Here is a 13,194-nt window from a genome sequence, read left to right on the forward strand (position 1 = left end):
CACACTTTGCGCGCCGGCGAATGAGGGGATCAATCCCCGCGGAACTCGCCGACAAACCTTGCAAACAACCTCAAAAACAACTTTTTACCAGCATATTTGCTGATCTTAACCGGTTTACGTGACAAAAAACCTGCGTCAGTACCTTCCTGGACCTACCGGTCGCAAGGGTTGTTAAGCACCTCACATCTGTCACACAGGAGAAATAGCTTACCTTGACAAGCCATAAGTACTACACCAAAAATGAACAACTTTCTTGAATACAATGATGGCACTTTAAGATCATAGAGGATCCAAAGGGCCATTACACACAAGGAAACATGCGAAGTTCCACTTGGAACTAACGTGTGAACTGCCCGATTCTGTCTCGGGCGATAGGGAGATCAATTTCAGTGGAAGTGCCTTTGCTGCTCGCCGCCGTTTCCGCGACTTCGCCTTGTGGCGAAGATCTGGAATACGACGCGGACTTTTTGCGCCTGGAACGCGACTCCCAAGGCCAGCCCGAGCGCAGCATGGGCGATTCGATATTGCCTGCCGAACCGCCTGAATGGCGCAGCATCCAGCAGCAAAGCCTGGACTTGTTGCAACGCAGCAAAGACCTGCGTATCACCCATTTCCTTTTGCAAAGCTCCCTTGCCCTGGAAGGTGTCCCCGGCCTGGCCCGCGTCCTGACGCTGATCAGTGAATTGCTCAAGCAATACTGGGCCGACCTGCATCCACGCCTGGATGCCGAAGACGACAACGATCCCACCGTGCGCATCAATGCCCTCGCCGGCCTGGCGTCCGATGCCACCATTCGCCTGCTGCGCGAAAGTATCCTGGCCCGTTCGCGAACCTTTGGCGCTGTCAGCCTGCGCGCCGCCGCCAACGCCAGCGGCCTGCAAAGCTTCCCTGACGAAAACCTCGGCGCCGAACAACTCGCCGGAGCGTTCCTCGACAGCGATCCCGAACAGTTGGACATCATCCGCAAAGCCTTGCACGAGGCCCGTAGCGCCGCCGAGACCATCGAGCAACACGTCAGCGAACAAGTCGGCTCCGCCCAGGGCGTTGACCTTGGCCCGTTGAAGCAGCCGCTCAAAATGGCCTTGCAGATTCTCGGTCAGTTCGCCCCGCAGAGCGGCGACAGCCCCCTGCCCGATGCCATCAGCGACGACAGTGCCGCGCCGGTTGAATACCCCACCGCGCCAAGCGCGCCGCGCAACGCCAGCACCAGCACCAGCACCGGCGAAATCAACAACCGTGACGACGTGCTGCGCAGCCTGGACCGGATTCTTGCTTATTACACCCGTCACGAGCCCTCCAGCCCCCTGCCGGTGCTGTTGAACCGGGCAAAGAATCTGGTGCACGCCGACTTCGCGGCGATCGTGCGCAACCTGATTCCCGACGGCATCAGCCAATTTGAAAACCTGCGCGGACCAGACAGCGAATAAAAGCGTACGGATCACGCAGTCACGTCACCGGCACCGCCGATGACGCCAACACCGTCGCTTGAGCGACCAGGAGCAGCAACGTGGCGAAGCAAAGTTCTCAGAAATTCATCGCGCGCAACCGTGCGCCTCGAGTGCAGATCGAGTACGACGTCGAGCTTTACGGCGCCGAGAAAAAGGTCCAGTTGCCCTTCGTGATGGGGGTTATGGCTGACCTCGCCGGCAAGCCCGCCGAGCCTCTGGCACCTGTGGCCGATCGCAAGTTCCTTGAAGTGGATGTGGACAACTTCGACTCCCGCCTCAAGGCCATGCAGCCACGCGTTGCGTTCCACGTGCCCAACGAGCTGACCGGCGAAGGCAACCTGAGCCTGGACATCACCTTTGAAAGCATGGACGACTTCAGCCCGGCCGCCGTGGCGCGCAAGGTCGACTCGCTGAACAAGCTGCTCGAAGCGCGCACTCAATTGGCCAACCTGCTGACCTACATGGACGGCAAGACCGGTGCCGAAGAAATCATCATGAAGGCCATCAAGGATCCGGCGCTGCTCCAGGCACTTGCCAGTGCGCCCAAGCCCGCCGAGCCTCAGGCTTAATCAGGACGAATGATCATGACCGATCCAGTACGCGCAAGCGCCCAGACACTGGGCACCACCGAAGAAGCCAGCGAGTTCGCCTCCCTGCTGCTGCAAGAATTCAAACCCAAGACCGAACGCGCCCGTGAAGCCGTCGAGACCGCCGTGCGCACCCTGGCCGAACAGGCCCTGGCGCAGACCGACCTGGTGTCCAACGACGCCATCAAGTCGATTGAGTCGATCATCGCCGCCATCGACGCCAAGCTCACCGCCCAGGTCAACCAGGTCATCCATCACCCGGAGTTCCAGCAACTGGAAAGCGCCTGGCGTGGCTTGCACTACCTGGTCAACAACACCGAGAGCGACGAGCAGCTCAAGATCCGCGTGCTCAACATCTCCAAGACCGACCTGCACAAGACCCTGAAGAAATTCAAGGGCACCGCATGGGACCAGAGCCCGATCTTCAAAAAGATGTACGAAGAAGAATACGGCCAGTTCGGCGGCGAACCTTACGGCTGCCTGGTGGGCGATTACTACTTCGACCAGTCGCCGCCGGATGTCGAATTGCTGGGCGAACTGTCGAAAGTCTGCGCCGCCATGCACGCGCCATTCATTGCCGCCGCATCGCCGACCGTGATGGGCATGGGCTCGTGGCAGGAACTGTCGAACCCGCGCGATCTGACCAAAATCTTCACCACCCCGGAATATGCCGGCTGGCGCTCGCTGCGTGAATCGGAAGACTCGCGTTACATCGGCCTGACCATGCCGCGCTTCCTGGCACGCCTGCCGTACGGTGCCAAGACCGACCCGGTGGAAGCCTTCGCCTTCGAAGAAAACACCGACGGCGCCGACAGCTCCAAGTACACCTGGGCCAACGCCGCTTACGCGATGGCGGTGAACATCAACCGCTCGTTCAAACACTTTGGCTGGTGCTCGCGCATTCGTGGCGTGGAGTCTGGTGGTGAAGTGGAGAACCTGCCGGCGCACACCTTCCCGACCGACGACGGTGGCGTGGACATGAAGTGCCCGACCGAAATCGCCATTTCGGACCGCCGTGAAGCGGAACTGGCGAAGAACGGTTTCATGCCGCTGCTGCATAAGAAAAACACCGACTTCGCCGCGTTCATCGGCGCCCAGTCGCTGCAAAAGCCGGCCGAGTACGACGACCCGGATGCTACCGCCAACGCCAACCTGGCCGCGCGCCTGCCCTACCTGTTCGCCACCTGCCGTTTCGCCCATTACTTGAAGTGCATCGTGCGCGACAAGATCGGCTCCTTCAAAGAGAAGGACGAAATGCAGCGCTGGTTGCAGGACTGGATCCTCAACTACGTCGACGGTGACCCAGCGCACTCCACCGAAACCACCAAGGCCCAGCACCCATTGGCGGCGGCCGAAGTGATTGTCGAAGAGGTGGAAGGCAACCCGGGGTATTACAACTCTCGGTTCTACCTGCGCCCGCACTATCAGCTCGAAGGTCTGACGGTGTCGCTGCGCCTGGTATCCAAGCTGCCTTCGGCTAAAGGCGCGTAACACCGCCCTTGATGTGATCGTTCCCACGCTCAGCGTGGGAACGATCAGAAAACACAACGTGGTAGACACCACACAGGGAGAGAACATGGCTGTTGATATTTTCATCAAGATCGGCGACATCAAGGGCGAGTCCATGGACAAGGCCCACAAGGACGAAATCGACGTCTTGAACTGGAGCTGGGGCATGTCTCAGTCCGGCAATATGCACGTGGGGGGCGGCGGCGGAGCCGGCAAGGTGAACGTCCAGGACCTGTCGCTGACCAAGTACGTCGACAAGGCTACACCCAACCTGATGATGCACTGCGCCAGCGGCAAGCACATCGACAAGGTCAAGCTGACCGTGCGCAAGGCCGGCGGCGAAAGCCAGGTCGAGTACATGATCATCAACCTGGAAGAAGTGCTGATCAGTTCCCTGAGCACCGGCGGCTCGGGCAGCGATGATCGTCTGACTGAAAACGTCACCCTGAACTTCGCCAAGGTGCTGGTGGACTACCAGCCACAAAAAGCCGACGGCACCAAGGAAGGCGGGCCGATCAAGTTCGGCTGGAACATCCGCCAGAACGTCAAGGTGTAATCGAACGTGCCCCCGTCGTTATGCGCCGGGGGCATTTTGGTGCTTGCTCGAATCCAATCCTTTCCCATCCGGTGTCTGAGTCATGGCCAAGCCTTCGTTTGTCAATTTGTGGAAAGCCTATTCCGACCTTCTGGTTACGTATCCTGACGCCAAGCCCTGTGAGGGCCCTTGGGAAAACCAGTGTGCTATCCGCATGAGCGCGACACTCAATGCAGAGCTGACCATCAAGGTCAACAAATCCACCTATACCGAACCCAAGTGTGCACATGAGCACGCCCGGGGTGCCGAGTCGCTGGCGAACTGGTTGTGGAAGCATCATCTGGGGCGACCAACCATTCTGGGTAACAGCGCCGAGGAGCGTCGCACGTTGATGGGCAAGACCGGGCTTATCTTCTTCAAGGACTGTTTCCAGCAGTCAGGGGAGTCGGCGGACAATCGTACTGGCGATCATATTGATCTATGGAATCGGGGCCTGACCCAAACCGGCGACCTCTTTTACAGATCCAGAGCTGTCTGGTTCTGGGAGCTCGCATAATGAAAAATCACCGGCTCGCCATGTGCCTGGCGATAAGCCTGACCAGCCTGAGCGCATGCGCCGAACATGCCCAGATGCCAACAACCCAGGCCGTCTTTGTTGGGCAGCAACTCAGCCTGATTGACGACCAGGGTCAATGCACGCTGGTCAAACCTGACCAGAGTCGCATGAAGCTGGACATGGAATGGCCTTGCAGCTTCAGCCTGAATAAACAACAGCAACTGCGCGTAGAAACGTTCAACAACATCCCGATATTTTCGGTCTGGCGCAGCGAGCACATGCCTGCGCCCAGCCGCGACTGCCTCAGCAAAATGCAGGCTATCCGCCAGATCCCGGGAGGGCTGGAGGCGGGAGCGGTCAACACGTTTGCGTCCTGCGGCACGGGAGGGGACCAAAAAATGTATGTAGCGCCATTTACGTGGTAACCGACATCGCCACCCGTGATCGCCTGCAACCGTCCCTGCTGGATCGGTTGACCGACGACGACCCAGGCAACCTCAAGGAAAGCGCCGACAAGCGCGTACTGTCCCTGACCCAACTCAAAGCCTCGGTGCTGCGGGACCTGGCGTGGCTGCTCAACACCACGTCATTGCTCAGCGCCGATGCGACCCTGCACACACCGGCCGGCACTTCGGTGGTCAACTTCGGGCTGCCAGCCCTGGCCGGCAACAGTGCATCGAACGTCGATATCGCGGCGCTTGAAGCACTGATCCACCAGGCCATCGCCACGTTCGAGCCGCGAATTCTGCGCCATACCCTGCGCGTGCGGGCCCGGGCATCCGCCGAGATGAATCACAACGCCCTGAGTTTCGAGATCGAAGGCGACCTCTGGGCCCAGCCAGTGCCGCTGCGCCTGATGCTGCAAACCGACCTGGACCTGGAATCCGGCCATGTGCGAGTGGTCAACGCCGACCAGCGGAGACACTCATGAACCCGCGCCTGCTGGAACTGTACAACCAGGAACTGCACCACGTGCGCGAAAGCGCGGCGGAGTTCGCCCAGGAATACCCGAAAATCGCCAGTCGGTTGACGTTGTCCGGCATGGACTGCGCCGATCCGTACGTCGAACGCTTGCTGGAAGGGTTCGCCTACCTGACGGCGCGGGTACAGCTCAAGCTCGATGCCGAATACCCGACCTTCACCCACAACCTGCTGGAAATCGCGTACCCCCATTACCTGGCGCCGACACCCTCGATGACCGTGGTGCAATTGCAGGCAGACCCCGATGAAGGCTCACTGAGCAGCGGCTTCCCGTTGCCCCGGGATACGGTTCTGCGCGCAGCCCTGGGTCGCGAAAGCCAAACCTGCTGCGAATACCGCACCGCCCATGCGGTGACGTTGTGGCCATTGCAGGTCAGCCAGGCCGAGTACTTCGGCAACCCGTCCGCCGTGCTCGGGCGCCTGGCCGCCAGCGCCCCCAAGGCCAAGGCTGGCCTGCGCCTGACCCTGCGCACCGGTGCCGAACTGCCGTTCAACAGTCTGGCCCTGGACAACCTGCCGCTGTACCTCAACGGCGCCGACGAACAGCCCTTTCGCCTCTACGAACAGTTGCTGGGTAACGCCTGCGCCGTCTTCGCCCGTCAGCCCGGCGGCGATTGGGTAGAACGCCTGCCCCAGGATGCACTGCGCTCCGTGGGGTTCGACGATACCGACGCCGCGTTGCCAGTGGTGTCGCGAGCCTTCCAGGGCTATCGCCTGTTGCAGGAATACTTCGCCCTGCCCCGCCGCTTTCTGTTTGTCGACTTCACCGGGTTGAGCCGGGCGGTCAAACGCTGCCAGGGCCAGGAGCTGGAATTGATTGTGCTGTTCAACCGTCACGATCCGAGCCTGGAAGGCAGCGTCGGTGCCGCGCAGTTCCTGCCGTTCTGCACCCCGGCAATCAACTTGTTTCCCAAGCGCCTGGATCGCATTCACTTGTCGGAACGGGTGAATGAACACCATGTGATCGCCGACCGTACCCGGCCGATGGATTTCGAGATTCATTCCCTGACCGCCCTCACCGGCCATGGCACCGGGTCGGAACAGCCTTTTTTGCCGTTCTACGCCGTCCGCGATCCGTCTCGCTACGGCCGCGATCAGGCGTATTACACAGTGCGGCGCGAACCCCGCATGCTCTCCAGCGACCAGCGGCGCAACGGCCCACGCTCGACTTACATCGGTAGCGAAACCTTCGTCAGTCTGGTGGACAGCCAGCAGGCGCCCTATCGTCACGACCTGCGCCAATTGGGCGTAACGGCGTTGTGCACCAACCGCGACCTGCCGCTGTTCATGAGCATGGGTAACAACAAGACCGACTTCACCCTGGCCGACAGCGCGCCGGTAGCGGCGGTACGCTGCGTGGCAGGCCCGAGCCGCCCACGCGCCAGCCATGCCCACGACGCCAAGGCCTGGCGGTTGATCAGCCAGCTTTCGCTGAACTACTTGTCCCTCAGCGAGCAAGGCCAGGGCGCCGCCGCCCTGCGCGAGCTGCTGCGCCTGTATGGCGACGACAACGATGCAGCCTTGCAATTGCAGATCGAAGGCCTGCGCGAAGTCAGCAGCAAAGCCTGCACCCGACGTTTGCCAATGCCGGGCCCGATCGTGTTTGGCCGCGGTATGGAAATCACCCTGGAATTCGATGAGAACGCGTTTCGTGGCACGGGCGTCTTTTTGCTCGGTGCAGTCTTCGAGCGCTTCCTGGCACGTTACGTGTCGATCAACAGTTTTACCGAGACGGTGATCCGTACCACCGAGCGCGGCGAGATCATGCGATGGAAAGCCAAACCCGGACGCCGTCCGACCCTGTGAATACCCTGGACGCGATGCACCAGCAGCCCTGGGAATACGACTTCTTCCAGGCATTACGGCGCATCGAGTGCGAATCGCCTGAGCTTCCGCGCCTGGGCCATTCGTTGCGCCTGGCCGATGACCCCTTGCGCCTTGGGCAACAGGCCGATTGCACCTTCGCCCCGGCGACCCTGGCCTCGGTACAGCCGGGCATCGACGGTTCGCCAGCGCGTCTGGAACAGTTCTTTTTTGGCCTCGGCGGCCCCAACGGCCCGTTGCCGCTGCACCTCACCGAATATGTGCGTGAACGCCAGCGCAACAACGCCGACAGCACCAGCAAACGCTTTCTGGATGTGTTCCATCATCGCCTGCTGAGCCTGTTTTACCGGGCCTGGGCCGAAGCGCGACCGACAGTCAGCCATGATCGCCCGGACGATGACTACTGGTCGGCACGTCTGGCAGCGCTAAGCGGTCGAGGCATGCCGAGCCTGCTCAAACAAGGCCTGATACCCGACACGGCGAAGCTGCATTACAGCGGTCATCTGTCGGCACAAACCCGCTATCCCGACGGTTTGAAGGCAATCATCGGCGAGTACTTCGGCCTGCCGGTGGAGATCGAAGAATACGTCGGCCAATGGCTGGTGCTGCCGGAGCGCAGCCGCGTGGGCGTCAGCGCCCATCAATTGGGCGTGGATTTTTGCCTGGGCCGCTGCGTCTGGGATCGCCAGCACAAATTCCGCATTCGCCTGGGGCCGCTCAAGCTGGATGACTACATGAGCATGTTGCCCGGCAGCCCATCCTTCAATGAGCTGGTGGCCTGGGTGGCCGAATACCTGGGCCATGAACTGGACTGGGATCTGAACCTGGTTCTGAAACAGCCCGAAGTGCCGACGCTGCAACTCAATGGCCGCTTCCGCCTGGGGTTCAATACCTGGGTGGGCAAGCCCGCAAAAGATGCCAAGGACTTAATACTGGCCCGGCATTACGCCGAGCAAGCCAACACCTCACAGATCTCAAGGAGCCAAGAGCATGGGTGAAATCAGTCGCGCCGCGTTGTTCGGCAAACTCAATAGCGTGGCCTACAAAGCCATCGAAGCCGCCACCGTGTTCTGCAAGTTGCGCGGTAACCCTTATGTGGAACTGGCCCACTGGTTTCATCAGTTGCTGCAATTGCAGGATTCAGACCTGCACCGCCTCATCCGCCAGTTCAATGTCGAGCCGGCGCGCCTGGCCCGGGACCTGACTGAAGCCCTGGATCGTTTGCCACGTGGCTCGACGTCAATCACTGACTTGTCTTCCCATGTGGAAGAAGCCGTGGAGCGTGGCTGGGTCTACGGCAGCCTGATGTTCGGCGAAAGCCAGGTGCGTACCGGTTATCTGGTGCTGGGCATCCTCAAGACCCCGAGCCTGCGCCATGGATTACTGGGACTGTCGGCAGAGTTCGACAAGATCAAGGTCGAGGCCCTGAGCGAGCGTTTTGACGAGTACGTCGGCGACTCGCCGGAAAATGCACTCAGCGCCAGCGATGGTTTCAACGCCGGCAGCGTGCCCGGTGAAGCCAGTGGCGCCATGGCCCCAAGCGCCATGGGCAAGCAGGAAGCGCTCAAGCGCTTTACCGTCGACCTCACCGAACAAGCCCGCAGTGGCAAGCTTGACCCGATCGTCGGCCGTGACGAAGAGATCCGCCAACTGGTGGACATCCTCATGCGCCGTCGGCAGAACAACCCGATTCTGACCGGTGAAGCCGGCGTCGGAAAAACCGCGGTGGTCGAAGGTTTTGCCCTGCGCATCGTCGCCGGCGACGTGCCGCCGGCGCTCAAGGATGTGGAACTGCGCAGCCTGGACGTCGGCCTGTTGCAGGCCGGCGCGAGCATGAAAGGTGAATTCGAACAGCGCCTGCGCCAAGTCATCGAAGACGTCCAGGCCTCACCAAAACCGATCATCCTGTTTATCGACGAAGCCCACACCCTGGTAGGTGCCGGTGGCGCCGCCGGCACCGGGGACGCGGCCAACCTGCTCAAACCGGCCCTGGCCCGGGGCACGTTGCGCACCGTGGCCGCCACGACCTGGGCCGAGTACAAAAAGCATATCGAAAAAGACCCGGCCCTGACCCGCCGCTTCCAGGTGGTGCAAGTCGCCGAACCGTCCGAAGACAAGGCGCTGCTGATGATGCGCGGCGTAGCCTCGACCATGGAAAAACACCATCAGGTGCAGATCCTCGACGAAGCCCTGGAAGCCTCGGTCAAACTGTCCCATCGCTACATCCCCGCGCGCCAGTTGCCGGACAAATCCGTGAGTCTGCTGGACACCGCCTGCGCCCGGGTCGCCATCAGCCTGCACGCCGTGCCGGCCGAAGTGGACGACAGCCGTCGGCGCATCGAGGCGTTGGAAACCGAGCTGCAGATCATCGCCCGCGAGCACGCCATCGGCATCGTCATCGGCGCCCGCCAAACCCAAAGCGAAAACCTGCTGAGTGCCGAACGCGAACGCCTCGCCGAGCTGGAAAGTCGCTGGGCCGAAGAGAAAACCCTGGTAGACGAACTGCTCGCCACCCGCGCCACCCTGCGCGAGCGCGTCGGTGTGGTGGACAGCGAGGACGGCAGCGAGACCAGCCACGCCTTGCGCGAAAAACTGGTGGACCTGCAACAGCGTCTCAGCGCCCTGCAAGGGGAAACGCCGCTGATTCTGCCGACGGTCGATTACCAGGCCGTGGCCTCGGTGGTCGCCGACTGGACCGGGATTCCGGTGGGCCGCATGGCCCGTAACGAACTGGAAACCGTGCTCAACCTCGACCTGCACCTGAAAAAACGCATCATCGGCCAGGACCACGCCTTGCAGATGATCGCCAAACGCATCCAGACCTCCCGTGCCGGCCTCGACAATCCGAGCAAGCCGATCGGGGTATTCATGCTCGCCGGCACCTCCGGTGTGGGCAAGACCGAAACCGCCCTGGCGCTGGCCGAAGCCATGTACGGCGGCGAGCAAAACGTCATCACCATCAACATGAGTGAATTCCAGGAAGCTCACACGGTGTCCACCCTCAAGGGCGCGCCACCGGGCTACATCGGCTATGGCGAAGGCGGCGTGCTGACCGAAGCCGTGCGGCGCAAACCCTACAGCGTGGTACTGCTGGACGAAGTGGAAAAGGCTCACCCGGATGTGCACGAGATCTTCTTCCAGGTCTTCGACAAAGGTGTGATGGAGGACGGCGAAGGTCGGGTGATCGACTTCAAGAACACCTTGATTCTGCTGACCACCAACGCTGGCACCGAGCTGATTGCCCAGGTCTGCAAAGACCCGCAAAACGTGCCGGAGCCCGAAGAAATCGCCAAGGCCCTGCGCCAACCACTGCTGGAGATTTTCCCGCCGGCATTGCTGGGCCGGCTGGTGACCATTCCGTATTACCCGCTCAGCGACGAGATGCTCAAGGCCATCACCCGCCTGCAACTCAACCGCATCAAGAAGCGCGTGGAAAACACCCACAAGGTGGCTTTCGACTACGACGACGCGGTGATCGACCTGATCGTCTCCCGTTGCACCGAAACCGAAAGCGGCGGGCGGATGATCGACACCATCCTGACCAACAGCCTGCTGCCGGACATGAGCCGCGAATTCCTCACCCGCATGCTCGAAGGCAAGGCACTGGCAGGCGTACGGATCAGCGCCCGGGATAACGAATTGCACTACGACTTCAGCGACGCCGCCTAAGCGGCCACCCCTCTGTAGGAGCTGCCGAAGGCTGCGATCTTTTGATCTTGATCTTTCCCTTGAAACTCAAGCGACATCAAGAGAAAAGATCGCAGCCTTCGGCAGCTCCTACGGAAGGAATCCAGCAGTGACAAGGGATAACTGATGCTATTCAAGCAACTCTCACGCCTGGCAAAGATCACCAGCCCCCTGGGGCCGGATGTGCTGTTGCTCAAGGACATGGGCGGAGACGAAGAATTGGGGCGGCTGTTCAGCTATGAGCTGCAGTTGCACTCGCTGGACAACGCCATCGACCTCAACCAGCTGCTCGGCAAACCCATGTGCCTGAGCCTGCAACTGGACGGCGGTGGCGAGCGTCATTTCCATGGCATCGTTGCCCGTTGCAGCCAGAACGTCGACCAGGGCCAGTTCGCCAGTTACCAGGCCACGCTGCGGCCCTGGCTATGGCTGTTGACCCGCACGTCCGATTGCCGGATTTTCCAGAACCTGACCATCCCGCAGATCATCAAGCAGGTGTTTCGCGACCTGGGTTTCTCGGATTTCGAAGATACCCTGAGCCGGCCCTATCGCGAGTGGGAATACTGCGTGCAGTATCGCGAAACCAGCTTCGACTTCGTCAGCCGCCTGATGGAACAGGAAGGAATCTACTACTTCTTCCGCCATGAACAGGGTCGTCATGTGCTGGTGCTGGCCGATGCCTACGGCGCCCATGCCAACGTGCCCGGCTATGCCTCGGTGCCCTACTACCCCAAGAATGAGCAGCAGCGCGAACGCGATCACATCTACGATTGGCACCTGGCCCAGCAAGTCCAGCCGGGCTCGCTGGAACTCAACGACTATGACTTCCAGCGCCCTGGCGCGCGGATTGACGTTCGCTCGGCCATGCCTCGTCCGCACACCGCCGGCGATTATCCGCTGTACGACTACCCCGGCACCTATGTGCAAAGCGAAGACGGCGAACACTACGCACGTACCCGCATCGAAGCCTTGCAGACCCTGCACGAACAGGTCGAGCTGGCCGGCAACGCCCGAGGCCTGGGGTCGGGTCATTTGTTCAGCCTCACCGGCTTCAGCCGCCAGGACCAGAACCGCGAATACCTGATCGTCGGCGCCCGCTACCACATTGACCAGGAAAGCCTGGAAACCAGCGGTGGCGCGGCCTCGGCGCAGTTCGAAAGCAGCCTGACCTGCATTGATGCACAACAAAGCTATCGCCCGCTGCCCAACACCCACCGCCCAATCGTCAAAGGCCCGCAGACCGCACTGGTGGTCGGCCCCAAGGGCGAGGAAATCTGGACCGACCAGTTCGGCCGGGTGAAGGTGCACTTCTACTGGGACCGTCACGACCAATCCAACGAAAACAGTTCATGCTGGATTCGCGTGTCGCAATCCTGGGCCGGAAAAAACTGGGGCTCGATGCAGATCCCACGAATCGGCCAGGAAGTCATCGTCAGCTTCCTCGAAGGCGACCCGGATCGGCCGATCATCACCGGCCGCGTCTACAACGCCGAACAGACCGTGCCCTACGACTTGCCGGAAAACGCTACCCAGAGCGGCATGAAAAGCCGTTCGAGCAAGGGCGGCTCGCCGGCCAATTTCAACGAAATCCGCATGGAAGACAAAAAAGGCGCCGAGCAGTTGTATATCCATGCCGAGCGCAATCAGGACATCGTGGTCGAGGTGGATGAAAGCCACTCGGTGGGCCACGACCGCAACAAAAGCATCGGGCATAACGAGACGGTGACCATCGGCAACAACCGGCTGCGCATCGTCAAGCAGGAAGACATTCTGTCGGTGGGCCAGCGCAAGACCGACAGCATCAGCCAGAGCTACGTCATCGAAGTGGGCGAAAACCTGCGGCTGGTGTGCGGCGAAAGCATCCTGGAGCTCAATGCCAGCGGCCAGATCAACCTGACCGGCGTGCAAATCAGCTTCTATGCCAGCGGTGACGCCGAGATCAACACCGGCGGCGTGCTGCACCTGAACAACGGCGGCGGCCCTGGCGCTACGCCTGACGGCCAGGGCGTCAAGGCCAGCATCGACGCCAATATCAATGCCGCATTCCCCAAGCCCAAGGGCTAACCA

Annotated in this window: 11 protein-coding genes; all 11 read left to right on the forward strand. The window is 61.0% G+C overall.

What is annotated here, in order from left to right; all coding sequences use genetic code 11:
* Positions 1-389: 389 nt before the first annotated feature.
* The 11 genes from tssA to tssI all read left to right on the forward strand — a co-directional run bounded on the left by tssA (position 390) and on the right by tssI (position 13,191).
* Positions 390-1,427 (forward strand): type VI secretion system protein TssA, encoded by a 1,038-nt coding sequence (gene tssA, locus LOY36_RS28155; protein ID WP_258671667.1) that lies wholly within the window; start codon positions 390-392, stop codon positions 1,425-1,427.
* Between the two features lie 80 nt (positions 1,428-1,507).
* Positions 1,508-2,017: a type VI secretion system contractile sheath small subunit gene (tssB, locus tag LOY36_RS28160; RefSeq protein WP_007894500.1), complete on the forward strand. Its 510-nt coding sequence runs from the start codon at positions 1,508-1,510 to the stop codon at positions 2,015-2,017.
* Positions 2,018-2,032: 15 nt separating this feature from the next.
* Complete coding sequence (tssC, locus tag LOY36_RS28165; protein ID WP_018927417.1) at positions 2,033-3,526, forward strand: type VI secretion system contractile sheath large subunit; 1,494 nt, start codon at positions 2,033-2,035, stop codon at positions 3,524-3,526.
* An 85-nt stretch (positions 3,527-3,611) separates the two neighbouring features.
* Positions 3,612-4,100: a type VI secretion system tube protein Hcp gene (locus LOY36_RS28170; protein ID WP_018927416.1), complete on the forward strand. Its 489-nt coding sequence runs from the start codon at positions 3,612-3,614 to the stop codon at positions 4,098-4,100.
* Between the two features lie 82 nt (positions 4,101-4,182).
* On the forward strand, positions 4,183-4,635 hold the full coding sequence (locus tag LOY36_RS28175) for a type VI secretion system amidase effector protein Tae4 (protein WP_018927415.1): 453 nt from the start codon (positions 4,183-4,185) through the stop codon (positions 4,633-4,635).
* The gene (locus tag LOY36_RS28180; protein WP_019650056.1) at positions 4,635-5,060 is read left to right on the forward strand and encodes a hypothetical protein; all 426 of its coding nucleotides are present in this window, start codon (positions 4,635-4,637) and stop codon (positions 5,058-5,060) included. Before LOY36_RS28175 ends, LOY36_RS28180 begins: the two co-directional genes overlap by 1 nt.
* On the forward strand, positions 5,054-5,566 hold the full coding sequence (gene tssE / locus LOY36_RS28185; RefSeq protein ID WP_018927413.1) for a type VI secretion system baseplate subunit TssE: 513 nt from the start codon (positions 5,054-5,056) through the stop codon (positions 5,564-5,566). Before LOY36_RS28180 ends, tssE begins: the two co-directional genes overlap by 7 nt.
* Complete coding sequence (tssF, locus tag LOY36_RS28190; RefSeq protein ID WP_258671668.1) at positions 5,563-7,422, forward strand: type VI secretion system baseplate subunit TssF; 1,860 nt, start codon at positions 5,563-5,565, stop codon at positions 7,420-7,422. Before tssE ends, tssF begins: the two co-directional genes overlap by 4 nt.
* Positions 7,386-8,438, forward strand: a complete 1,053-nt coding sequence (tssG, locus tag LOY36_RS28195; RefSeq protein WP_026331811.1) for a type VI secretion system baseplate subunit TssG — start codon at positions 7,386-7,388, stop codon at positions 8,436-8,438. Before tssF ends, tssG begins: the two co-directional genes overlap by 37 nt.
* Positions 8,431-11,109 (forward strand): type VI secretion system ATPase TssH, encoded by a 2,679-nt coding sequence (gene tssH, locus LOY36_RS28200; RefSeq protein WP_258671669.1) that lies wholly within the window; start codon positions 8,431-8,433, stop codon positions 11,107-11,109. Before tssG ends, tssH begins: the two co-directional genes overlap by 8 nt.
* 144 nt (positions 11,110-11,253) lie before the next feature.
* On the forward strand, positions 11,254-13,191 hold the full coding sequence (gene tssI / locus LOY36_RS28205; RefSeq protein ID WP_258671670.1) for a type VI secretion system tip protein TssI/VgrG: 1,938 nt from the start codon (positions 11,254-11,256) through the stop codon (positions 13,189-13,191).
* Positions 13,192-13,194 lie beyond the last annotated feature (3 nt).

The sequence above is a fragment of the Pseudomonas sp. B21-019 genome, assembly GCF_024749225.1.
Taxonomy (GTDB): Bacteria; Pseudomonadota; Gammaproteobacteria; order Pseudomonadales; family Pseudomonadaceae; genus Aquipseudomonas.

What these genes read in the sequence shown, in the direction of transcription:
- tssC (WP_018927417.1), top strand. Translation starts at nt 2,033, where the DNA reads ATGACCGATCCAGTACGCGCAAGCGCCCAGACACTGGGCACCACCGAA.
- LOY36_RS28170 (WP_018927416.1), top strand. Translation starts at nt 3,612, where the DNA reads ATGGCTGTTGATATTTTCATCAAGATCGGCGACATCAAGGGCGAGTCC.
- LOY36_RS28175 (WP_018927415.1), top strand. Translation starts at nt 4,183, where the DNA reads ATGGCCAAGCCTTCGTTTGTCAATTTGTGGAAAGCCTATTCCGACCTT.
- LOY36_RS28180 (WP_019650056.1), top strand. Translation starts at nt 4,635, where the DNA reads ATGAAAAATCACCGGCTCGCCATGTGCCTGGCGATAAGCCTGACCAGC.
- tssF (WP_258671668.1), top strand. Translation starts at nt 5,563, where the DNA reads ATGAACCCGCGCCTGCTGGAACTGTACAACCAGGAACTGCACCACGTG.
- tssG (WP_026331811.1), top strand. Translation starts at nt 7,386, where the DNA reads ATGGAAAGCCAAACCCGGACGCCGTCCGACCCTGTGAATACCCTGGAC.
- tssH (WP_258671669.1), top strand. Translation starts at nt 8,431, where the DNA reads ATGGGTGAAATCAGTCGCGCCGCGTTGTTCGGCAAACTCAATAGCGTG.
- tssI (WP_258671670.1), top strand. Translation starts at nt 11,254, where the DNA reads ATGCTATTCAAGCAACTCTCACGCCTGGCAAAGATCACCAGCCCCCTG.